A 22405-nucleotide genomic window follows, 5' to 3' on the forward strand; every position below is an offset into this window, starting at 1 on the left:
CGGGCCCTGCTGTTTTCAGGTCGTGTGGACTGGCTTAGTGGGCGTTAAGCTCATCGAGCGGCAGGGAGAAGCTGGCCACGAAGGTGCCGATAAAGTAGCGCATCTCATCGCTCATCCGCGCTGCCAGCATGGCCTCGAGGCGCTTGCGAGCAGGTTCGAACTCCCGGTTGCCCGCGTTGATCTCCTCCAGACACTTGGTATAGGCGCAGAGGGTGTCGGCATCCTTGACCAGCCTGGCCAGCTCATCATCCTGCATAGCCGAGTCGAGCAGCGGGCGAAAATCCTCCACCAGCTCCGGCGGCAGCATGCCAAGCAGACGCTGTTCGGCGGCCAGCTCTATCTTCTTGTACTCGCGGGCAATTTCGGGGTTGAAGTATTTGACCGGGGTGGGCAGATCGCCGGTCAGCACCTCACTGCTGTCGTGGTAGAGGGCCATGACGGCGGCGCGGTCGGCATTCACGCTGCCGCCAAAAAGCCGGTTTTTGATGATGCCGAGGGCATGGGCCACCATGGCGACCTGCAGGCTGTGCTCGGCAATATTTTCCGGCTGGATGTTGCGCATCAGGGGCCAGCGGTAGATGAGTTTCATGCGGGCGAGATTGGCGAAAAAGTGGCTGGGTAACATGATGGCCTCAACGAAAGAGAATAGAAAAGGGCAGACCCTAGTCTGCCCTTTTTTTCGTTGCAGGGCAGCGTCTGCCCGCGCATTTCCCGTGTTTAGCGGATATAGCGGCCCGATTCCGCCTCCTGGTTGGTCACAATCATCTGGCCGATAGGAGCCAGGCTGATCAGCGCCAGCTTGAGGTGCTGGATACCGAACGGGATACCGATAATGGTCACGAAGCAGGCCAGCGCGGAAGCGATGTGGCCGATGGCCAGCCAGACACCGATCAGCACGAACCAGAGGATGTTGCCAATCAGCCCCAGCGTGCCGGTGCCGATATCGCTCTGGCCAGTCATGGTTTTGCGATTGACCGCCTGCTTGCCAAACGGGAAGAAGGTAAAGGTGCCGATCACGAAGCAGGCTCGTCCCCAGGGGATACCGACCAGCGAGATAAAGCAGACAAGACCGGCCAGCCACCAGGCCAGGCCCATAAAGACACCTCCCAGTACAAACCAGAGCAGATTGAACAAGAAGCGGAAAAAGGCCATGTGAGTGACTCCAGATCATCAATTTGGTTGTCACCATAACGAGGGAGGGGTAGGGACGCAATGGTTGATTGGCCCAATCGCCATTTGGCTGGACAAATTGAGTCGCCGCCCGCAACGGTGGGCTGTTTTTCGGCGAAAGATGGGCAATAAAGCGGCGTTCGGATGAAAAAAGGTGAGCAAACGCAAAATTATTGCCATCGGATAGTTGAAGTCGGGCACCTCTCTCCCCATATAAAGGGTAGTTTTGCACGAATTGTGCTTGCACGCCGCTCAATGTGGGGGATGTGTGGCTCGACTCGACCAAAGTGCGCCGCTATAATGCCGCGTCATATTTTCTCATCACAAAGACATATCGTTGTCTTTATAAACAGGAAGACTCCGGGCTTTGCCCAGGGGCAATAAAGGGTCAGCACACAGTGCTGAGTTGAACGAGGTAGAAGAATGCAAGTTTCTGTAGAGACAACCCAGGGTCTGGAACGCCGTCTTACCATCACTGTACCGGCCGCTACCGTAGACGCCGCTGTGCGTAAAGAATTGAATGGCCTGGCCAAAACTCGTCGCATCGACGGTTTCCGTCCTGGCAAGGCTCCGGTTGCCATCATCAAGAAGATGTTCGGCGCCATGGCTCACGCCCGCGTTGCTGATGAAATGATGCAGAGCAACTTCATCAAAGCCATCATCGAAAACAAACTGAGCCCGGCCGGTGCCCCGACCATGGATCCGAAAGAGATCAAAGAAGGTCAGGATTTCGAATTCACCGCCACTTTCGAGGTGTATCCGGAGTTCGAAGTTGCAGGTCTCGAGACCATCAAGGTCGAGAAGCCGGTTGCGACCGTGAAGGACGAAGATCTGGCCAACATGATCGACACCCTGCGCAAGCAGCACGCTACCTGGGCTGATGCCGATGTTGCCGCTGCCAATGGCATGCGTGTGACCATGGACTTCGTCGGTTCCATCGACGGTGAAGAGTTCGACGGCGGCAAAGCTGAAGGTTTCAGCCTGGTGCTGGGCGCTGGCCGTATGATCCCGGGCTTTGAAGATGCCATCCTGGGCAAGAAAGCGGGCGACGAGTTCACCATCGAAGTGACCTTCCCGGCTGATTACCACGCTGAAAACCTGAAAGGCAAAGAAGCCAAGTTCGCTTCCAAGCTGATCAAGGTTGAAGAGCAGATCCTGCCTGAGCTGACCGAAGAATTCGTGAAGCGTTTCGGTATCGAAAGCGGGTCTGTTGAAGAGCTGAAAGCCGAAGTGCGCAAGAACATGGAGCGCGAACTGGCTCAAGCCCTGAAAAACAGCGTGAAAGAGCAAGTTCTGAACGGTCTGGTTGAAGCCAACCAAATCGACCTGCCGAAAGCTGCCGTTGCTCAAGAGATCGACGCACTGCGTCAGCAGGCTCTGCAGCGCTTCGGTGGTTTCCAGGGCGGTAACGCTCCCGAGCTGCCGGCTGAACTGTTCCAAGCTCAAGCCGAGCGTCGTGTACGCGTAGGCCTGCTGCTGGGTGACGTGATCCGTACCAACGAAATCAAGGCTGACGATGCCCGTGTAAACAGCATCATCGAGTCCATGGCGACTGCCTACGAAGATCCGAAGGAAGTGATCGAGTACTACCAGAAGAACGAACAGATGCTGAACGGCGTTCGTAACCTGGCAGTAGAAGATCAAGCTATCGACCTGATCCTGTCCAAAGCGCAAGTGACCGAAAAAGAAGTTGCCTTTGACGAAGTGATCAACAAGTCTGGCGCCGCTGCCTAAGAACATTTGACTTAAGGTCAAGACTGTTAAGTATAATGGCTCGTGTGATCTCCACTCGGGCCATTTTATTTTAGGGACAATGCCTTATGTACAAGAACTATAACGATATGACCGATTCTCCCAGCAATGCGCTGGTCCCCATCGTGGTCGAACAGACTGCCAAGGGTGAACGTTCCTACGATATTTACTCCCGTCTGCTAAAAGAGCGGGTGATCTTCCTGACTGGTCAGGTTGAAGATCACATGGCCAATCTGGTGGTTGCCCAGCTGCTGTTCCTCGAGTCCGAGAATCCGGACAAGGACATCTATATCTACATCAACTCGCCGGGTGGTTCGGTGACTGCGGGCATGTCCATCTATGACACCATGCAGTTCATCAAGCCGGATGTCAGCACCGTCTGCATGGGGCAGGCCTGCTCCATGGGGGCCTTCCTGCTGGCTGGCGGTGCCAAGGGCAAGCGTTTCTGCCTGCCTAACGCCCGCGTGATGATCCACCAGCCGCTGGGTGGCTTCCAGGGTCAGGCATCTGATATCCAGATCCACGCCCAGGAGATCCTGAAGATCAAAAATACCCTGAACGAGCGCCTGGCGTTCCACACCGGTCAGGACATGGCTACCATCGAGCGTGACACCGATCGTGACAACTTCATGTCCGCCGAGCAGGCCGTGGCCTATGGTTTGGTAGACGGTGTCCTGAGCCAGCGTAGCTGAGCAGGGTGTCCCGGTCTGTTGTAAACTCAACAGGCTGATCCATCCTCTATTGATAAAACGAGGTTGCTGAATGACAGAGAAACGCAAGGGTGAGGGTGATAAGCTGCTCTACTGCTCTTTTTGCGGCAAAAGCCAGCATGAAGTGCGCAAGCTGATCGCTGGCCCTTCCGTCTACATATGTGATGAGTGCGTCGAGCTGTGCAACGACATCATCCGCGAAGAGATCCGCGAGATCTCGCCCAAGCGCGATGGTAACGAGCTGCCGACCCCTCATCAGATCCGCGCTCATCTCGATGACTATGTGATCGGGCAGGAGTACGCCAAGAAGGTGTTGGCCGTTGCCGTCTACAACCACTACAAGCGTCTGCGCAACAGCGGCGAAAACAGTGGTGTGGAGCTGGGCAAATCCAACATCCTGCTGATTGGCCCGACCGGTAGCGGTAAAACCCTGCTGGCCGAGACTCTGGCTCGTCTGCTGGATGTGCCGTTCACCATGGCCGATGCGACTACCCTGACCGAAGCCGGTTATGTGGGCGAGGACGTGGAGAACATCATCCAGAAGCTGCTGCAAAAGTGCGACTACGACGTAGAGAAGGCCCAGCGTGGCATCGTCTACATCGACGAGATCGACAAGATCTCCCGCAAGTCGGACAACCCCTCCATCACCCGCGATGTCTCCGGGGAAGGGGTGCAGCAGGCACTGCTCAAGCTGATCGAAGGGACCATCGCTTCCGTGCCGCCGCAAGGTGGTCGCAAGCATCCGCAGCAGGAGTTCTTGCAGGTTGATACCTCCAAGATACTCTTCATCTGCGGCGGTGCCTTTGCTGGTCTGGACAAGGTGATCGAGCAGCGTTCCGTGAAGGGAACCGGTATCGGTTTTGGCGCCGAGGTGAAATCCAAGGATGCCAAGGCCACCCTGAGCGAGACCTTCGCCAAGGTAGAGCCGGAAGATCTGATCAAGTATGGTCTGATCCCCGAGTTCATCGGCCGCCTGCCGGTGGTCGCGACCCTGACCGAGTTGGACGAGTCTGCCCTTATCCAGATCCTGAAAGAGCCGAAAAACGCGCTGACCAAACAGTACGCTGCGTTGTTCGATCTGGAAGGGGTTGAGCTGGAGTTCCGTGACGACGCACTCAACGCCATTGCTCGCAAGGCGATGGAGCGTAAAACCGGTGCTCGTGGTCTGCGTTCCATCGTGGAAGCCGTGCTGCTGGATACCATGTATGACCTGCCTTCTCTGGAAGGGGTCAGCAAGGTGGTGATCGACGAGACCGTGATCAAAGGGGACTCTGCGCCCTTGATGATCTACGAAAATCCCGAAACCCAGGCTGCTGCATCAGAGTAAATGTCTGATTTTTAATCAAATGGAAGGGGCTTTTTGCCCCTTTCATGCTTTTTACGGTTTCGGCGATTGAATCTCATCTCAGCGCCCCCATATACTCAGCCAAGCGCTTTGCCAACGGTATAACAAGCCGAGAGGACATATATGAACCTAGAGCGTTCAGAACGCATCGAGATTCCCGTCCTGCCTCTTCGTGACGTGGTGGTTTATCCCCACATGGTCATTCCACTCTTTGTGGGGCGGGAAAAATCCATTCGCTGTCTGGAAGCGGCCATGGAGCAGGACAAGAAAGTTCTGCTGGTGGCCCAGAAGGATGCGTCAACCGATGAGCCGACTGTGGAGGAGATCTTCACCGTCGGGACAGTGGCCAATATTCTGCAGATGCTCAAGCTGCCGGACGGCACCGTCAAGGTGCTGGTAGAGGGTGGGCAGCGTGCCCGCCTGGAGCGGATGATCGACGACAAGGATTTCTTTGTCTGCGAGGCTCAGTACATCCCCTCCCAAGCCATTGAGGAGAAGGATCAGGAAGTGCTGGTTCGCTCCGCCATCGGCCAGTTTGAAGGTTATATCAAGCTCAACAAGAAGATCCCGCCCGAGGTACTGACCTCGATCTCGGCGATCGACGATGCTGCGCGTCTGGCTGACACCATGGCGGCCCACATGCCGCTCAAGCTGGAAGACAAGCAAAAGGTGCTGGAGATCGTCTCGGTTTCCGAGCGCATCGAATTCCTGATGGCGATGATGGAGTCGGAAATTGACCTGCTGCAGGTCGAGAAGCGCATCCGTACTCGCGTCAAGAAGCAGATGGAAAAGAGCCAGCGCGAGTATTACCTCAACGAGCAGATGAAGGCCATCCAGAAAGAGCTGGGTGAGCTGGAAGATAGCCCGGATGAGTTTGAAGCCCTCAATCGCAAGATTGAAGAGGCTGGCATGCCGGAAGATGCCCGTGAAAAGGCTCAGGCCGAGCTTGCCAAGTTGAAAATGATGTCGCCCATGTCTGCCGAGGCTACCGTGGTGCGCAGTTATGTGGACTGGATGGTTCAGGTGCCGTGGAAAGCGCGCTCCAAGGTCAAGAAAGACCTTGGCAAGGCGCAAGAGGTGCTGGATGCCGATCACTATGGCCTGGAGAAGGTCAAGGATCGCATCCTTGAATATCTGGCGGTACAGGCACGGGTGAACAAGCTCAAGGGCCCCATCCTCTGTCTGGTTGGGCCTCCTGGTGTGGGCAAGACCTCGCTGGGCCAATCCATCGCCAAGGCGACCGGCCGCAAATATGTGCGGATGGCCCTCGGTGGGGTGCGTGACGAAGCGGAGATCCGTGGTCACCGCCGTACCTATATCGGTTCCATGCCTGGCAAGCTCATCCAGAAGATGGCGAAAGTCGGTGTGAAGAACCCGCTGTTCCTGCTCGACGAGATCGACAAGATGAGCTCGGACATGCGCGGCGATCCCGCATCCGCCTTGCTGGAAGTGCTTGATCCGGAACAGAACAACAGCTTCAACGATCACTACCTGGAAGTGGATTATGACCTGTCGGACGTCATGTTCGTGGCCACCTCCAACTCCATGAACATCCCGGGTCCCTTGCTGGACCGGATGGAAGTGATCCGCCTCTCCGGTTACACCGAAGATGAGAAGCTCAACATTGCCAAGCAGCATCTGGTTGCCAAGCAGATCCAGCGCAACGGCCTGAAAGAGTCCGAGATCACCATTGAAGATTCTGCCCTGGTCGGAGTGATTCGCTACTACACCCGTGAGGCGGGGGTGCGGAGTCTGGAGCGCGAGATCTCCAAGATTTGTCGCAAGGCGGTCAAGCGCATCCTGCTGGACAAGAGCATCAAGCATGTTCAGGTCAATCAGGAGAACCTCAAGGAGTTCCTCGGGGTGCAGCGTTTCGATTACGGCAAGGCCACCGACCAGAACCAGGTGGGTCAGGTGTGTGGTCTGGCGTGGACCGAAGTGGGGGGCGATCTGCTCACCATCGAGACCACCAACATGCCGGGCAAGGGCAAGCTCACTTATACCGGTTCCCTTGGTGACGTGATGCAGGAGTCCATTCAGGCGGCCATGACGGTCGTACGAGCCCGTGCCGAGAAACTGCGCATCAACGCCGACTTCTACGAGAAGCGCGATATCCACGTGCACGTACCGGAAGGGGCAACCCCGAAAGATGGTCCGAGCGCCGGTATCGCCATGTGTACCGCCCTGGTCTCCAGCTTGACCGGTAATCCGGTTCGTGCTGATGTGGCTATGACAGGGGAGATCACCTTGCGCGGCGAAGTGCTGCCCATCGGTGGTCTCAAGGAAAAGTTGCTGGCAGCCCATCGTGGCGGCATCAAGCGAGTGCTTATTCCGAAAGAGAACGAGCGTGACCTTGAGGAGATCCCGGCAAACGTCAAACAAGACCTTGAAATTTATCCGGTTCGCTGGATTGACGAGGTGCTGGAATTGGCGTTGCAGGACAATCCACAGGGGTTTGAGCGCGTTTCTGTCGTGTAAATGTTGATGCGCCGCAAATTTGGCGCATTCGACGGGTGGTTAAGGCTTGCATGCGCCCGATAACGGAAGTAGCCTTGACCACCGATCGGGTACTCGTGATGAGTCGCAATGCGTTGTGTGGCGCGGGTTTGCGCCAGATTGTCACTTGCAACTGATCAGGAGGCTTGCTATAAAACCTCCACTTGTTGTGGCCAGGGAAATCAGCGCCGCAGCGGTGTTTGATAAAAGGGGAATATAAGAGTGAATAAATCTCAACTGATTGACAAGATTGCAGACGGTGCCGATATCTCCAAAGCTGCCGCTGGCCGTGCGTTGGATGCCTTCATTGATGCTGTTGGTGAAGCGCTGAAAGAGGGTGACCAGGTTGCTCTGGTTGGTTTCGGTACTTTCGCTGTGCGCGAGCGTGCTGCCCGTTCAGGCCGTAACCCGCAGACTGGCGCGACCATCGAAATCGCTGCTGGTAAAGTTCCTGCCTTCAAAGCCGGTAAGGCCCTGAAAGACGCTGTTAACTAAGTCGGTCGCTGATATCCGTCGGCTACCGTCCTTGGTCGCAGACCAGACAAGTTAGAGAGTCTTCTCTCATACTGATTGACCAAGGCGCATCGCAATCGGTGCGCCTTTTTATTGTTTACGCCCATCGAGTTCGGGAGCATAAGTACAAACATGATGTTGGATAAACTACGCGAAGGGGCGCAGGGCAAGGTAGCCAAGGTTATCTTGGGCCTGATCATCCTCTCCTTTGCCTTGGCTGGTGTAGGTAGTTACCTGAACGGCCCGGCCCGTACCGCCCCCGCCACCGTCAATGGCACCGAGATCAGTGCTGCGGCACTGGAAAATGCCTACCGTAACGAGCGCGCCCGCATGGAATCCCAGATGGGAGAGGCATTCAGCCAGCTGGCCGCGAACCCCGATTACATGAAACAGTTCCGCCGCGGCGTGCTGGATCGGCTGATCGATCAGGCGCTGCTGGACAGCAAGGCTCGCGAGCTGGGTCTGCGCGTCAGCGATGAGCAGATCAAGCAAGCCATCGTAGCGATGCCGGAGTTTGCCGAGAACGGCAAGTTCAACAATGACCGTTACCTGCAACTGATCCGTCGTGCCGGCATGACTCCCGAAATGTTCCGTGACTCCCTGCGTCAGGACATGGTGCGTCAACAGTTGATGAGCGCCCTGCTGGGCACCGAATTCTCCCTCAAGGGTGAAGCGGAGCAGCTCGACAAGCTCTACAACCAGACTCGCGATCTGCGTCTGGTGCGTCTGGCTGCCGCCAACTACATGGCTGACGTTCAGGTATCCGACAACGAGCTTGAGCAGTACTACAAGACCAATGGCGCCCGTTTCATGAACGACGAGCAGGTCAAGGTCGACTATCTGCTGCTGGACGCCGCCAACCTCGCCAAAGATATCAAGGTCACCGAGCAGGATGCCCAGGATTACTACGATCAGCACCAGGATCTGTTCCAGCGTGCCGAGCGTCGCCATGTGGCTCATATCCTGATCCCGTTTGGCAAGGACGAGAAAGCGGCCGAGCAGAAAGCAGAAGCCGTGCTGGCCAAAGCCAAGGCGGGCGATGATTTCGCTGCGCTGGCCAAGGCTGACTCTTCCGATACCTTCTCTGCCAAAAAAGGCGGCGAGCTGGACTGGTTCGAGAAAGGGGTGATGGATCCGGCCTTCGAGAAAGCCGCGTTCGCCCTGGACAAGGCTGGCGATCTCTCCGGCGTGGTGAAGAGCCCGTTCGGTTTCCACATCATCAAGCTGCTGGGGGTTGAAGCAGCCCAGACCAAGCCGTTTGCCGATGTGAAAGAAGAGACCATCACTCGTCTGCAAGCTGACAAGGCCAAGGAGAAGTTCTTCGCCGAGCAGCAGAAAATGGCTGACAACAGCTTCGAAAACCCGGACTCGCTGGATCTGACCGCTGACGCCATGGGAATGAAGGTTCAATCTTCCGATTTCTTCACCCAGGCGACTGCTCCGGCTCCGCTGAACGATCCCAAGGTGCTCTCCGTGGCGTTCTCCGAACAGCTGCGCGATGACAACACCAACTCCGACGTGATCGAGCTGGCTGACGGCAAGGCGCTGGTGCTGCACATCACTGGTCACAAGCCCAAAGCGGTCAAGCCGCTGGCCGAGGTGAAAGAGCAGGTGATTGCCGCCATCAAGCATGACAAGGCTAGCGAAGTGGCCCGTGGCAAGGCCCAGGGCCTGCTGGACAAGCTGAAAGTCGGTGAGAGCATCACAGCCGATCTGACTGCACTCGGTCTGAAAGTGGAGACCCACAAAGGGGTTGCCCGCTTCGATCGCGAGCTGGATCAGAACCTGATTGCCCAGGCGTTCACGCTGCCCCATCCGATCGACGGCAAGCCAAGCGTGGCTTTGGTTGCCGAGACCAATGGTGACCGCGTTGTAGTTGCGCTGGACAAGGTCAACGTCCCTGCCGCCGCATCCGGCATGGCCGCCATGCTGCAAGCTCAGCTGGGTCAGGGCAAAGCTCAGGTGGATTACAAGTCTCTGATCGACGAGCTGCGTAAAGCGGCCAAGATCGAGTACTTCACCAGTGTGGAAGCGACCGTCGAGTAATCGGCACTGCACAACCCATTGAAAACGGCTCCTTGATGGAGCCGTTTTTTTATCTGTGGGCAAGAGGAGGAGACTCAAGCTCTGTGCTCTGTGCTCTGTGCTCTGTGCTCTGTGCTCTGTGCTCTGTGCTCTGTTCTGTGGCGTGTAGTCACACCGGGGCTATACGTCCTGATACGGGATATAAAAAAACCGGCACTTGAGTGCCGGTTTTGCATTGCGCACTTGCGCAGGAGCGGGGTTATACCACGCCCTGGGTGCGCAGGTAATCCTCGTAGGTGCCGCCGAAGTCGCGGATGCCATCTTCAGTCAGTTCCAGGATACGGGTCGCCAGGGAGGATACGAACTCGCGGTCGTGGGAGACGAAGATCAGGGTCCCCTGGTAGAGCTCCAGTGCCATGTTCAAGGATTCGATTGATTCCATGTCCAGGTGGTTGGTCGGCTCATCCATGATCAGGATATTGGGGCGCTGCATCATCAGCTTGCCGAACAGCATGCGACCCTGCTCACCACCGGAGAGCACCTTGACCGGCTTCTTGATGTCGTCCTGAGAGAAGAGCAGACGGCCCAGTATGGAGCGTACAGCCTGCTCGTCTTCGTTCTCCTGTTTCCACTGGGCCATCCAGTCGAACACGTTGAGATCAGTGTCGAAGTCTTCGGCGTGATCCTGAGCGTAGTAACCTATCTGGGCGTTCTCGGACCACTTGATGGTGCCGGTATCCGGTGCCAGTGCGCCGACAAGAGTCTTGATCAGAGTGGATTTACCGATACCGTTGGTACCCAGAATGGCGACCTTCTCGCCCACTTCCATCATCATGTTGAGGCCCTTGAACAGGGGACCGTCGCCATAACCCTTGGAGACACCTTCCACTTCCAGGATGTTGCGATAGAGCTTTTTGTCCTGCTCGAAGCGGATGAAGGGGTTCTGGCGGCTGGAGACCTTGACGTCCTCAATCTTGATCTTGTCGATCTGCTTGAGACGGGAGGTCGCCTGACGGGACTTGGAAGCGTTGGCGCTGAAACGGGAGACGAAGGATTGCAGATCGGCAATCTGGGCCTTCTTCTTGGCGTTGTCGGCCAGCAGACGCTCGCGCGCTTGGGTGGCGGCCAGCATGTAGTCGTCGTAGTTGCCCGGGTAAACGCGCAGCTCGCCGTAGTCCAGATCCGCCATGTGGGTACAGACAGAGTTCAGGAAGTGACGGTCGTGAGAGATGATGATCATGGTGCTTTCACGTTCGTTGAGCACCTGCTCCAGCCAGCGAATGGTGTTGATATCCAGGTTGTTGGTCGGTTCGTCCAGCAGCAGGATGTCAGGGTTGGAGAACAGCGCCTGTGCCAGCAGCACCCGCAGTTTCCAGCCTGGGGCCACTTCGCTCATCGGGCCGTTGTGCTGCTCAAGGGGAATGCCGACACCCAGCAGCAGCTCGCCTGCACGCGCTTCAGCGGTGTAGCCGTCATATTCGGCGACCAGACCTTCCAGCTCGGCGGCCTTCATATAGTCTTCGTCGGTGGCTTCGAGATTGGCGTAGATGGCATCGCGCTCGGCGATAGCCGCCCACAGCTCGGTGTGACCCATCATGACCACGTCCAGTACGCGCATATCTTCGTAGGCGAACTGATCCTGACGCAGCTTACCGATGCGCTCGTTGACGTCCAGGCTCACATTACCGCCAGTGGGCTCCAGATCACCACCGAGGATCTTCATAAAGGTGGACTTGCCACAGCCGTTGGCGCCGATAAGGCCATAGCGGTTGCCGCCGCCAAACTTGACGTTGATGTTCTCAAACAGCGGCTTGGCGCCGAACTGCATGGTGATGTTGTTGCTACTTAACAAGGTATGTGTCCCGATTGGTCTGTCAAATGGCGCGCATTATGGCACAGATCCCCCGAAAGTTTTAGCGAGAAGTGTGATCTTGATCGGGGCAAGCGGGGCGTGCAGCCGATTGATGGGCAATAAAAAAAGCCGGCGCGAAGCCGGCTTGGAAGGATGAACTTGATCTGTTAGTGGGAGGTGGCGCCAGAGGCCCCCAGCCCGGTTTGGGAGCGAACGAACTGCGGCAGGAACTTGGCATGCTCGTCGGCGGCGTTCTGGGAGCTGTCGGTGATGGAGAAGAACCAGATCCCGACGAAGGCCAACCCCATGGAGAAGAGGGCAGGGTATTCGTAGGGGAAGATGGCCTGGGCATGGCCCAGCACTTTCACCCACACGGTCGGACCCAGGATCATCAGGGTCACTGCGCTCGCCAGTCCCAGCCAGCCACCGTAGACGGCGCCACGGGTGGTCAGACGTGACCAGAACATGGAGAGGAACAGCACCGGGAAGTTGCAGCTGGCGGCGATGGAGAAGGCCAGACCCACCATGAAGGCGATGTTCTGCTTCTCGAACAGGATCCCCAGACCAATGGCAACCACACCCAGCACCAGAGTCGTCATCTTGGAGACGCGCAGTTCATCAGTCTCGTTGGCCTTGCCCTTCTTTAACACACTGGCATAGAGGTCATGGGAGACCGCAGAGGCACCGGCCAGGGTCAATCCGGCAACCACCGCCAGAATGGTGGCAAATGCCACGGCGGAGATGAAGCCGAGGAACAGGCTGCCACCGACCGCATTGGCCAGATGGACGGCCGCCATGTTGGTGCCGCCCAGCAGGGCGCCGGTGGCGTCCTTGAAGGCCGGGTTGGTGCTCACCAGCAAGATGGCGCCAAAGCCGATGATGAAGGTGAGGATGTAGAAGTAGCCGATAAAGCCGGTGGCGTAGAACACAGATTTACGCGCCTCTTTGGCATCGCTCACGGTGAAGAAACGCATCAGGATATGGGGCAGACCGGCGGTACCGAACATCAATGCCAGACCGAGTGAGATGGCGGAGATGGGGTCAGCAACCAGGCCACCCGGGCTCATGATGGCGATCCCTTTCTCGTGCACCTTGACCGCTTCGCTAAACAGGGCACCGATATCGAAGTTGACCGATTTCATGACCATGATGGCCATGAAGGACGCACCAGAGAGCAGCATCACAGCCTTGATGATCTGCACCCAGGTGGTGGCCAGCATGCCGCCAAACAGCACGTAGAGCACCATCAGGATACCGACCAGCACCACTGCCACATGGTATTGCAGGCCAAACAGCAGCTCGATCAGCTTGCCGGCACCGACCATCTGGGCGATCAGGTAGAGGGCGACCACCACCAGCGAACCACAGGCGGAGAGGGTGCGCACCTCAGTCTGCTTGAGGCGGTAGGAGGCGACATCGGCGAAGGTGTATTTGCCAAGGTTGCGCAGCCGCTCGGCGATCAGAAACAGGATTATGGGCCAGCCCACCAGAAAGCCGATGGAGTAAATCAGGCCATCATAGCCGGAGGTGTAGACCAGCGCGGAGATCCCGAGGAAGGAGGCGGCGGACATATAGTCACCGGCGATGGCCAGACCGTTCTGGAAGCCGGTGATACGGCCACCGGCGGCATAGTAGTCGGAAGCCGAGCGGTTGCGCTTGGAGGCCCAGTAGGTGATGAACAGGGTAGCGGCCACAAAGACCAGAAACATCACGATGGCGGCGACATTAAGGGGCTGACGCTCCACGGCGCCAGAGATTGCATCGGCCGCCAGCAGGGGAGTGGAGGCCAGTGAGGTCAACAGCAGCAACTTGCCTTTCATGATTGCACCCCTTTGAGGATCTTCTGGTTCAGTTCATCAAACTCGCCGTTGGCGCGAAAGACATAGACGCCGGTCAACACGAAGGAGGAGAGGATCAATCCTACCCCGACAGGAATGCCGCGAGTAATGGTCGACCCTTCGCTCAAGGGGGTGCCCAGCCAACCGGGGGCAAAGGCGATGAGCAGAATAAACGCCAGGTAGAGTCCCAGCATCAGAGCCGAGAGGGCCCAGGCAAAACGCTGGCGCTTGGCGACCAGCTCCTGGAAGTTGGGATCTTGCTGGATCCTCAGATAGCTTTGCTGTTCCATTGCATTTCTCCATGACATGAGTGTCAGCGGTGGATGGGGTAACCCCGACGAGCAGGCAATCTGCTCATGTAAGCAAAATGTGAATTAAATGTTATTTCTCGACAATTAGACTTTGGGATAAGTGAGCGGCGAGCCGCAGGTCAGGCGCAGGTAGATGAGCGCGGCCGTGGTGGCATCGGCAAGGGCGTCGTGGGCGGGCAGGGATGGGAGTTCAAGGTGGCTGCAGATGGCACTTAAGTGAAGGTCAATGGCCGCATCGGGATAGCGGCGATAGAGGTGGTCGTGATAGAGCTGGCTCACCTCGATCCCTCGCTGGGGCAGGGTCAATCCCCACAATTTCTGGCAGGCGAGATTGAGAATACGCAGATCGTAGGCGATGTGATAGCCCACCAGTTCGCGCGGGCCGATATAGTCGAGTAGCAGGCGCAGCGCGGCTTCCAGCTCCATCCCCTGTTGCAGATCCTGATGGCGCAGACCGTGGATCACCACTGATTGGCTGGTCAGGCTGGCCGGTGGCTGTACTTTGATGGCGAGGGCCTCACCGGTCAGCAGCCGGTTGCCCTGAATGCGCACCGCCCCGATGGAGACGATCTCGGCCTGCTCGGGATCGAGACTGGTGGTCTCGAAATCGAGGGCGATCCGTTCATCTTCCGGTGGGGTGGCAAAGAGCGGCGCGAACTCGCCCGTTCGGAACGTGCGGCCATACCAGTAGCGTCGAACGAGGCTCAACATGGCTATTGTCTCAGACGAAAGTGCAAGGTGAGCCACTGCTGGAACTTCTTCACCTGATGCAGCGCCTGGCGAAGCAGATCCCGCTCGCTGTGGCTGAGCTCGCTTGTCTGCACCCGACTATTCCCCCCCTTGAGCTGGCTGCGCAGCCTAAGCCGGATAAAGAGCCGGAACGCCTCAGCCAGATTGCTGCCATAGTCGGCACTGAGCCGATCGGCGGCCACCAGTGCATCGATACGCCCCAGGGTTGAAGTCTCCAGAATGCCTGCCTCAAGGGCCAGCATCCGGATGCCGTGCACCAGCGGAAACAGGCCACCCCGTTTCAGATCCAGCCCTTCCGGTGGCTGCTCCAGCCTGCCAAAGAGGGTTAGCGGGGCATGGAAGGACACCGCCGGTCGCACCATCTCCGCCAGCAGATCCCGTCTGTCCGCCAACTGCTCGCGCAGCGCTCTGGCAACCGGCAGATGGAGCTGTCGATCCCCCGCGATGGGGTGAGCATCGGCCAGGGTGGCGAGCCAAAGTAGCTCATCCTCTTTTGTCGTGGTGCAGGCGCTGGCAATGGCGCTTTGCCACTCGCTGCCTGTTTTTACCCAGGCCGGATTGTTCACCATCACCTGCCCGGGGCACAGCGGGTAGCCGAGGCGTTCCAGCAGGGCGCTGAATTCGGCCAGATCGGCTGCCTGGGTGGGCCATGTCAGCCCCTCTGGCAGGATCAGGGCGTTGTCCTGATCTGTTTTGAGGATCTGCTCGCCACGCCCCTCCGAGCCCAGCATCAGCAGGCAAACCTTATCCTGCACCTCGGGGGGGATCACCAGCGCAAAGGCTTTGGCGATCAGCTGTTCGTTGATGGTGGCGATCAGCTTCATCAAAAAGGCGGTGTGGATCCCTTGGGCAAACAGCGAGCGGGTCAATTGTTGCTGCTCGCGGGCGACCGCCTCCAGCGCGGGCAGGCTGTCGGCGCGGGCGATACGCAACGTCAGCACGTGGGAGTGGGTCGAGAAGAGCCCCAGCACCTGGGTCAGTTGCAGGATCCCCGCCACTTCGTTGCCACGCCATACCACCAGTCGCTTGATGCGATGGCGGGTCATCAGCAGCAGGGCATCAAACAGATAGCTCTCCAGCGGCAGACCAATCAAGGGCGTGGGAGTCAGCACCGAGAGCGGGGCCGTCAGCGGCAATCCCTTGAGGGTCAGGGCGTGGAGCAAGGTCTTGCGGGTTGCCAGCGTGAGAGAGCCGTCGTGGGCCGGGTAGAGCAGGCAATCGGTTCCCTTGCTCACCATGGCTTCGGTCGCCGCCAGCAGTGACAGCTTGCTGTCGACGATAAGCGGTGCCTGCAGGTGGCCCAGTTCGATGCGAGTCAGGATAAATTCCGCTAGATTCTTCTGACCCAGTTGTTCGCGTTGCTCCTGCTGGCGCTGACGCTCGGCCAGATTGGCGGTGAAGTAGCTGGCAAACTGCGGATCCTGCTCACAGAGCGCCAGAAAGGTGTGGCGAGGAATGAGTTGGCAGAGGCTATCTTCCAGCGCGGTGAAGCGGTGGCGGCAGCGACCATCAAACTGGGCGCGCACATCGAACAGGTCATCAACCCCGTAATCACCAAACTGGTGGTGAGGGGCCGACTCTTCCACCGCCCCCTTGATGATGAGATAGAGGCCGGGAGGCTCGTCCCCCTCCTGGAGCAGCAGATCCCCGGCCCGAAAATAGCAGAGCGAGAGGTGACGGGAGAGCCGCTCGCGCGCCTCCTCATCCAGTCGGTCGAACGGTGGTCTGGCAAAATTGAACAGGGTTGACATGACAGCGTCCTCTGCTGGCTTGCGGCACTCATGCAGCTCCCAGTGTGACAAAGGGAGGGGGAGGCGACCAGCCGACTTTAGTCTCAGCTGTACCGCCTGTTCACACTCTGATAACGTGGTGGTATGACCAGTGAGTCAGTTTCAGGGATCAAGGAGAGGACAAGGGAGATGGAAAAACCAAGGATCAAGTGCGAGATCCGCGACGGGATTGCCGAAGTGATGCTGACGCGGGGGGACAAACTCAATGCGCTGGACCGCGCTATGTTCAGCGCCATCGACGAGACGCTGACGCAGCTCGCCCGGCACAAGGGGCTGCGGGCGGTGATCCTGCACGGCGAGGGGCGGGCCTTCTGCGCCGGGCTGGATGTGAAATCCATGCTGAGACAGCCGGTGGCGGCGCTCGATATTCTCAAGCGTGAAGCGGACGAGGCGACCAATCTGGCCCAGCGGGTTGCCTATGGTTGGCATCAACTGCCGGTGCCGGTGATTGCGGTGACTCAGGGAGTCTGCTTTGGCGGCGGGTTGCAGATTGCGCTCGGCGCCGATTTTCGCTTCAGCACCCCCGATTGCCGCTTCTCGGTGATGGAGATCAAGTGGGGCATCATCCCCGACATGAGCGGCAGTGTCACCATGCGCAACCTGATGGGAGTGGATACCGCCATGGAGCTGGCCATGAGCGGGCGTGAGCTCGATGCCATCGAGGCCAAAGCTCTCGGGATGGTGAGCCGGGTCTGCGCCGATCCGCTGGTGGAGGCGCGGGAGTTTGCCCGCACTCTTATCACCAAGTCGCCGGATGCCCTGGCGGGGATCAAGCAGCTCTACAGTCAGGCCTGGGCCCGCAGCGATGAGGCGATGCTGAAAGAAGAGACCCGCTTGCAAAAGCAGATCCTGGGGCGACCCAATCAGTGGCGGGCCACCCTTAACAGCCTGTTTCGCTGGCGCCTGCCCTTCGGGCCGCGCCGCAATCAGCTCTGACTGCGAGCTGCACGAGCGATCTACGGTATGCCCGATTACCTGGGTGGCCTGCAGTCGGCGCTGTTCAATCAGGATGCCACCCTGTTTCGGCGCAAATACTTCCTCAACGGCGCCCACATGGGCTTCATCTTCTACGCCACCGACCCGAACATGGACGACGACACCGAGGAGGAGATGAAGGAGATGATCGCAAGCAGCAAGGGGTGGGAAACTTTCGCTCCATGTTCGTCAACATCCTGGCCGGCATCATTCCGACCAATGGCGGGGGAGGGCTCGGGGATCCCGAGAAGTACGATGCCACCTATGCCCGCAACGAAGTGCTGCCGCTGTGTGAGCTTATCCAGGATGCCATCAACAGCGCGGGACTCCCGTCTCCCTGCGGGTCGATTTTCGGGAGAATATCGGTTTAACTGTATAAACAAACAGTGTTTGCTGTGGCAAGATAGGCTGTTGATTTGGATAGAAAAGGGGGCGAAATAATAGCCCCCTGATATCATATTCATGTGCCGTCCTGAATATGGTTTACACCTTTCCCCCCCAATAAATGGAGAACCCGATGGGACAAGGTGTGAAACGGACACAGCGCGATTACTCACTGACTTTTAAACTGGCACTGGTCGAGCAGATTGAAAAAGGCGAGCTCAGTTGCCAGCAAGCACAAGCCCGATATGGCATTCAGGGCAATTCGACCATTCTGGTATGGTTACGTAAACATGGTCGGCAAGATTGGAGCCAGGGGGCTTCTGTACGTGCCGGCAGGAGCATCACCATGCCTGACCCCGACAACCAGACACCCGAACAGCGCATCAAGGAACTCGAGCAACAGCTGGCGCTGATGAGTCAGAAAGCCCAGTTCTTTGAGGCCGTCGTCGATGTACTGAAGAATGACTACGGCGTCTCCATCGTAAAAAAGCGACCCGGCAAGTCCTCTCGCAGCGGCAAGTCGAGAGGCTGACCATTGTCAGGGCTTGCCTGTTTCTCGGGATAAGCCGGCAGGCTTACTACAAGCGCAATCGGGTCGCCGACGAGCGCCATGCACAGGGATTGCAGGTGGTGCGCTTCGTGCGTCAGGTTCGACTGCGACAACCGCGGGTGGGCACTCGCAAGCTGCATTATCTGCTGCAGGGTCAGGATGATGGCGGGCTCAAAGTCGGGCGTGACAGGCTGTTTCGGATATTGGCCGAGCACCGCTTGCTGGTGCTGCCCAGACGGGCGTATCACAAGACCACCCACAGTTTTCACCGTTTCTACCGTCATCCCAACTTGCTCAAGGCGGGGCCAGAGCAGGTCACGCCGGTGGCCCCGGAGCAGGTCTGGGTTGCAGATATCACCTATCTGCCAGCCAGGAGCGGACCGCTGTACCTGAGCCTGGTGACGGATGCGTACTCACGCAAGATAGTGGGCCATCACGTGCACGAAGGGATGCATGCCGAATCGGTGGCGATGGCGTTCAAGAAAGCGCTGAAGCAACGGCGTGGCGGCGGGGAGCTAATCCATCACTCAGACCGCGGCGTGCAGTATTGCTCGGGACTGTATCAATCATTACATGAACGGTACGGGGTGAAATGCTCGATGACGGATGGGTATGACTGTTATCAGAATGCGTTGGCGGAGCGGGTGAACGGGATTTTGAAAGGAGAGTTATTGTTGCAAAGCCCGCAGGATTTGGCGCAAGCGCGGGAGATGGTGCGTGAAGCAGTAGATATTTACAACGCGGAGCGGCCGCATCATGCGTTGAAATACAGACCCCCCGATGCGGTACATAGGGGGTTCTGAGTAGAGAAATGCTAGTTGAAAATGTGTAAACCTATTTCAGGACTAGACATCACTTAAAAAAAATTTATTGTAAATATGAGTGTATTGAAGCGTTAAGTTCTAACGTTAATATGTTGTCTCGCAGATAAGGAATCGGCTTGAATGTTTAGTTAGCGCGACTCGGAAACATGCGTTGTTTGATGACTCCTATTGCCTCGGCATAGAAGCGTTTCTCTTTAGCTTGTTCCAGTGGGGTTCTTTCTTCGCCTTCGTCCACAGAGAGCGAATGATTCATATTGTGCCATTCATGAATGTGATAGAACCGCCCTTCGTGTTCATTGAATTCAAGGTAATACCATGACTCATTATTTCCACCGATACCTTTCTGACCGATATTTATGCGCATAACCCCTCACTAATAGTGATTAACATGAAGGTTGGGTAAATATTCTTAATATAGAGAAAATTCCCAATTAAGATGTTAATTGACCGCTTTAAAATCATAGTATTATACTGTCTGGAACTGTGTCTAGAGATATTTTCTTTGCCAACCTACTACGGCCTGTTGCTGATTTTTAAAAACTGTAAAATAAGTTGAGTGGGAAAGACACTACAAGCATTCGCTTCGTGAATATCCCGGATGGCATCAAGTTGATCGCGGTGGGGGATATCGCCACCAAGGACGAGTTTGCGGCTATCAAGGGGATCACCGCTCAGGATGTATTGACCTCTCACCGCTTTCCGGCTGCGCTGGCCGGCATCATTCCGACCAATGGCGGGGGAGGGCTTGGGGACCCCGAGAAGTACGATGCAACCTATGCCCGCAATGAGGTACTGCCGTTGTGTGAGCTTATCCAGGATGCCATCAACAGCGCGGGACTCCCTCGCTCCCTCTGGGTCGATTTTCGGGAGAATATCGGCTCAACTGTATAAACAAACAGAGTTTGCTGTGGCAAGATAGGCTGTTGATTTGGATAGAAAAGGGGGCGTAATGTGGGTTTATTGCAAAGTGTGTGGCCAGCGGGGCCGCATTACCAAGACCAACCGACTGAGCGATGATGTCTCGGGTCTCTACTGCCAATGCACCGATGCAGAGTGTGGCCACAGCTGGGTGGCCACCTTGTCGTTCGCCCACACCCTAAGCCCCTCGGCCAAGACCACCAACCAACTGGTGTTGAGCTTGATGGGCTCACTGACGCCAGAGGGGCGGCAGTTGGTACTGAAAGGACTGGGGGATGGGGCATGTTTCCAGAGCCATAAGTGGCCGCGAGTGGGATAGCGTATCCTGTTTGCGCTCCTCATTTTCCATCGGATTTTTTCATCTACGAATGAATTAGGTGCAATACTTGAGTTGATGATGAATATAGCCTGCTCGATTGAACAGGCTAATGTGTGTTATGGAAGTTGGTTAGGATGGCCTAGAGTATTGAACGTAGCCCATTCGTTTACTTCGCTCACACAAATACCATCATCGGCATCAATGAATTGTTTAAAGTAATCGCGCAGTTTTTCACTGTTGGTGTTGATGCGCTTGAAGCACCACATTGATTCTAGTATCCGAACTGCATTGTATTTTGCGAGTTCATCGTAAAGTGGCTGATAGTTACGCTGTTTACGAAGGTCATAGTTAAGAAAGAAAAGAGCCATTTTATCCCCTTGTTTTATTTAAAATATGTTGCCAATACAGAGTCTGTAATATGGCTGAGCGATAGTTGTGAACGCAGTGGAGAGGTTTGTTTAACTTCTTTTGTGTTCGCTACAATGATACTCATTTGGGTGGGGATAGTCATTTCCTTCACTGTGTGAACAGTCACAAAACGGTTAGTTCCTGTATAGAGGCGGCAATCTCTTGACGATGGTCCACAAAAGGGAGTGATCATACGGTCCCAAACTGGGTAACAAAACGGTACCTCTACCGTGTTGTCTGGAGTCACCGTATGAGCACCAAAGAGAAAGTAGTACGTCGCAAACTCAGCCTGCTAGATCTCGCCAAAGAGCTCAATAACGTCAGCAAATTTGCAAGCGCATCGGTTACAACGGTCAGCCATTCAGCGAAATCCAATGTAACTATCAGACCTATGGGGCTATGGGCTGCACCGCAGTAAAGGAGGTAATCTTAACCGGGTTGCTCCTGAAATTGAGGCGGTCATCTTCGATCGCTCCCTCACCAGACCAGCTCATGGCCCACAGCATGTCTTGCAATAACCTGCTTTGTATGGTGTTAACGTAAGTGTCGGCGGGTTTGTGGCGTGTTGCCACATCACTGGAACAGTGGCGACATCAGGGCAGAATTAGGGATAGACACCTACAGCATGTTCAAGAGGGGTCTGAAATTGATACCGTAGGAAGTGTGCATAAAACAGCGTAAACAAGACACTGGTTTGAGGCCGGTGTCAGGTGATAACTAGATCTGTACAGCCTGTGCAATCTGCGATAATTCTTAATCTTGAACAATGACGTTTTTACCGCCAGCCTTAACAATGCGAATTAAGTTCTCAGTTGTGTGCTTCCCAAGGCCCATAAAGGTAATTGTTGAGCCTGATTTCACCGCCGCCATAGCAATACGGATCATATTTTCTGTAGTCATTCTTTCGCCGTTTACATTCATGTTTCCGCCAGCTTGCACTATGCGGATGATGTTCTCTGTAGTTCTAGACACGTTTTACTCCAAAATTAGGTATTACATAATAGTGAGCTGACGGGGGCATTAATCAAGTAATTAGGCTGAGTTATACTCTCCATAACTCACTTAGTGATCACATTAAATCACTTTAAAAACATTATGTTACATAACTTACGTCATTTGTATAGTTGTATTTGTGTTGCATCTTTTTTGATGTTGCTTCTATCTATACTTTCTGTATGAAAAGCACCGAGCTATGAGTATATTGAAAGCTCTTTTTATTCTCGCCTTTGTGAATAAATCTGAACTTAGAACGAGGTTCCCCTTATCCTGTTTTGTCACAGATCAAGATGTTGGGGGGGCAGTGCATTCCGGTCGGTAGATCTGGTGCATCATGGCGATAGCCACACCTCTTATTATGCGGTGTTTGTTCTTGTAACCACTCAAGCATCAACTCTTGTGGCCATGCAGGTGTGCCTTCAATCTGAGGTTACCATCCGGTAAATCTGGTTTTCCAGTGCATCATATTGTGCCGCTGT

At 56.1% G+C, this 22405-nt stretch carries 19 protein-coding genes and 3 pseudogenes; 12 read left to right on the forward strand and 10 right to left on the reverse strand.

Annotated elements, in window-relative coordinates; genetic code table 11:
* Positions 1–34: 34 nt before the first annotated feature.
* Positions 35–625 carry a 5'-deoxynucleotidase gene (gene yfbR, locus I6L46_RS05195; RefSeq protein WP_216977546.1) on the reverse strand — a complete coding sequence of 197 codons (591 nt, stop codon included), beginning with the start codon at positions 623–625 and terminating at the stop codon, positions 35–37.
* A 92-nt stretch (positions 626–717) separates the two neighbouring features.
* Positions 718–1152 (reverse strand): YccF domain-containing protein, encoded by a 435-nt coding sequence (locus I6L46_RS05200; RefSeq protein WP_005336982.1) that lies wholly within the window; start codon positions 1150–1152, stop codon positions 718–720.
* Between the two features lie 441 nt (positions 1153–1593).
* Here I6L46_RS05200 and tig point away from each other — a divergent pair, with 441 nt between their 5' ends.
* The 6 genes from tig (at position 1594) to ppiD (ending at position 10032) form a co-directional block, all read left to right on the forward strand.
* Positions 1594–2904 (forward strand): trigger factor, encoded by a 1311-nt coding sequence (gene tig / locus I6L46_RS05205; protein ID WP_216977547.1) that lies wholly within the window; start codon positions 1594–1596, stop codon positions 2902–2904.
* 86 nt (positions 2905–2990) lie between these two features.
* Entirely contained in the window at positions 2991–3614 is a 624-nt protein-coding gene (gene clpP, locus I6L46_RS05210) for an ATP-dependent Clp endopeptidase proteolytic subunit ClpP (RefSeq protein WP_005336979.1), read from the forward strand.
* A 70-nt stretch (positions 3615–3684) separates the two neighbouring features.
* Complete coding sequence (gene clpX, locus I6L46_RS05215) at positions 3685–4959, forward strand: ATP-dependent protease ATP-binding subunit ClpX (protein ID WP_005336977.1); 1275 nt, start codon at positions 3685–3687, stop codon at positions 4957–4959.
* Between the two features lie 141 nt (positions 4960–5100).
* Positions 5101–7455 carry an endopeptidase La gene (gene lon, locus I6L46_RS05220; RefSeq protein ID WP_005336976.1) on the forward strand — a complete coding sequence of 785 codons (2355 nt, stop codon included), beginning with the start codon at positions 5101–5103 and terminating at the stop codon, positions 7453–7455.
* 240 nt (positions 7456–7695) lie between these two features.
* Positions 7696–7968, forward strand: a complete 273-nt coding sequence (gene hupB / locus I6L46_RS05225; RefSeq protein ID WP_005315375.1) for a nucleoid-associated protein HU-beta — start codon at positions 7696–7698, stop codon at positions 7966–7968.
* 150 nt (positions 7969–8118) lie between these two features.
* On the forward strand, positions 8119–10032 hold the full coding sequence (ppiD, locus tag I6L46_RS05230) for a peptidylprolyl isomerase (RefSeq protein WP_216977548.1): 1914 nt from the start codon (positions 8119–8121) through the stop codon (positions 10030–10032).
* Between the two features lie 238 nt (positions 10033–10270).
* Here ppiD and I6L46_RS05235 read toward each other — a convergent pair whose 3' ends face one another.
* The 5 genes from I6L46_RS05235 to I6L46_RS05255 form a co-directional block, all read right to left on the reverse strand.
* Positions 10271–11863, reverse strand: coding sequence for an ABC-F family ATPase (locus tag I6L46_RS05235; protein ID WP_040068106.1), 1593 nt, complete (start codon positions 11861–11863; stop codon positions 10271–10273).
* Positions 11864–12030: 167 nt separating this feature from the next.
* Positions 12031–13683, reverse strand: coding sequence for a cation acetate symporter (locus I6L46_RS05240; RefSeq protein ID WP_216977549.1), 1653 nt, complete (start codon positions 13681–13683; stop codon positions 12031–12033).
* Entirely contained in the window at positions 13680–13991 is a 312-nt protein-coding gene (locus tag I6L46_RS05245; protein ID WP_040068110.1) for a DUF485 domain-containing protein, read from the reverse strand. The genes I6L46_RS05240 and I6L46_RS05245 overlap by 4 nt, the downstream gene beginning before the upstream one ends.
* Before the next feature lie 105 nt (positions 13992–14096).
* Positions 14097–14723, reverse strand: a complete 627-nt coding sequence (locus I6L46_RS05250; RefSeq protein ID WP_216977550.1) for a 3'-5' exonuclease — start codon at positions 14721–14723, stop codon at positions 14097–14099.
* 2 nt (positions 14724–14725) lie between these two features.
* Positions 14726–16513 carry a putative nucleotidyltransferase substrate binding domain-containing protein gene (locus I6L46_RS05255; RefSeq protein WP_216977551.1) on the reverse strand — a complete coding sequence of 596 codons (1788 nt, stop codon included), beginning with the start codon at positions 16511–16513 and terminating at the stop codon, positions 14726–14728.
* A 168-nt stretch (positions 16514–16681) separates the two neighbouring features.
* On the opposite strand from I6L46_RS05255, the gene I6L46_RS05260 reads away from it, so the two are divergent.
* The 3 genes and pseudogenes from I6L46_RS05260 to I6L46_RS05270 all read left to right on the forward strand — a co-directional run bounded on the left by I6L46_RS05260 (position 16682) and on the right by I6L46_RS05270 (position 19264).
* Entirely contained in the window at positions 16682–17488 is an 807-nt protein-coding gene (locus I6L46_RS05260; protein WP_216977552.1) for a crotonase/enoyl-CoA hydratase family protein, read from the forward strand.
* Positions 17489–17506: 18 nt separating this feature from the next.
* A pseudogene (locus I6L46_RS05265) lies at positions 17507–17906 on the forward strand (phage portal protein); the annotation flags it as partial.
* Positions 17907–18044: 138 nt separating this feature from the next.
* Positions 18045–19264, forward strand: a protein-coding gene (locus I6L46_RS05270; RefSeq protein ID WP_216977553.1) for an IS3 family transposase whose coding sequence is annotated in 2 segments (ribosomal slippage) — positions 18045–18393 and positions 18393–19264 — 1221 coding nt in all. Because the reading frame shifts where the segments join, the coding sequence is not laid out codon by codon here.
* A 145-nt stretch (positions 19265–19409) separates the two neighbouring features.
* Here the strand turns inward: I6L46_RS05270 and I6L46_RS05275 are convergent.
* A complete protein-coding gene (locus tag I6L46_RS05275) occupies positions 19410–19649 on the reverse strand; it encodes a hypothetical protein (protein WP_155270327.1) in 240 nt (79 codons plus the stop codon).
* 218 nt (positions 19650–19867) lie between these two features.
* Between I6L46_RS05275 and I6L46_RS05280 the strand changes: the two are divergent.
* A pseudogene (locus I6L46_RS05280) lies at positions 19868–20176 on the forward strand (phage portal protein); the annotation flags it as partial.
* Between the two features lie 58 nt (positions 20177–20234).
* Positions 20235–20522 (forward strand): ogr/Delta-like zinc finger family protein, encoded by a 288-nt coding sequence (locus I6L46_RS05285; protein WP_216977554.1) that lies wholly within the window; start codon positions 20235–20237, stop codon positions 20520–20522.
* A 116-nt stretch (positions 20523–20638) separates the two neighbouring features.
* Here I6L46_RS05285 and I6L46_RS05290 read toward each other — a convergent pair whose 3' ends face one another.
* Positions 20639–20890 (reverse strand): hypothetical protein, encoded by a 252-nt coding sequence (locus I6L46_RS05290; RefSeq protein ID WP_216977555.1) that lies wholly within the window; start codon positions 20888–20890, stop codon positions 20639–20641.
* A 290-nt stretch (positions 20891–21180) separates the two neighbouring features.
* On the opposite strand from I6L46_RS05290, the pseudogene I6L46_RS20700 reads away from it, so the two are divergent.
* Positions 21181–21445: pseudogene (locus I6L46_RS20700) on the forward strand (IS481 family transposase); the annotation flags it as partial.
* 238 nt (positions 21446–21683) lie between these two features.
* Here I6L46_RS20700 and I6L46_RS05300 read toward each other — a convergent pair.
* Positions 21684–21902, reverse strand: coding sequence for a hypothetical protein (locus I6L46_RS05300; protein ID WP_216977557.1), 219 nt, complete (start codon positions 21900–21902; stop codon positions 21684–21686).
* Positions 21903–22405 lie beyond the last annotated feature (503 nt).

It is taken from the genome of Aeromonas sp. FDAARGOS 1416 (assembly GCF_019048085.1).
Classification (GTDB): domain Bacteria; phylum Pseudomonadota; class Gammaproteobacteria; order Enterobacterales; family Aeromonadaceae; genus Aeromonas; species Aeromonas veronii.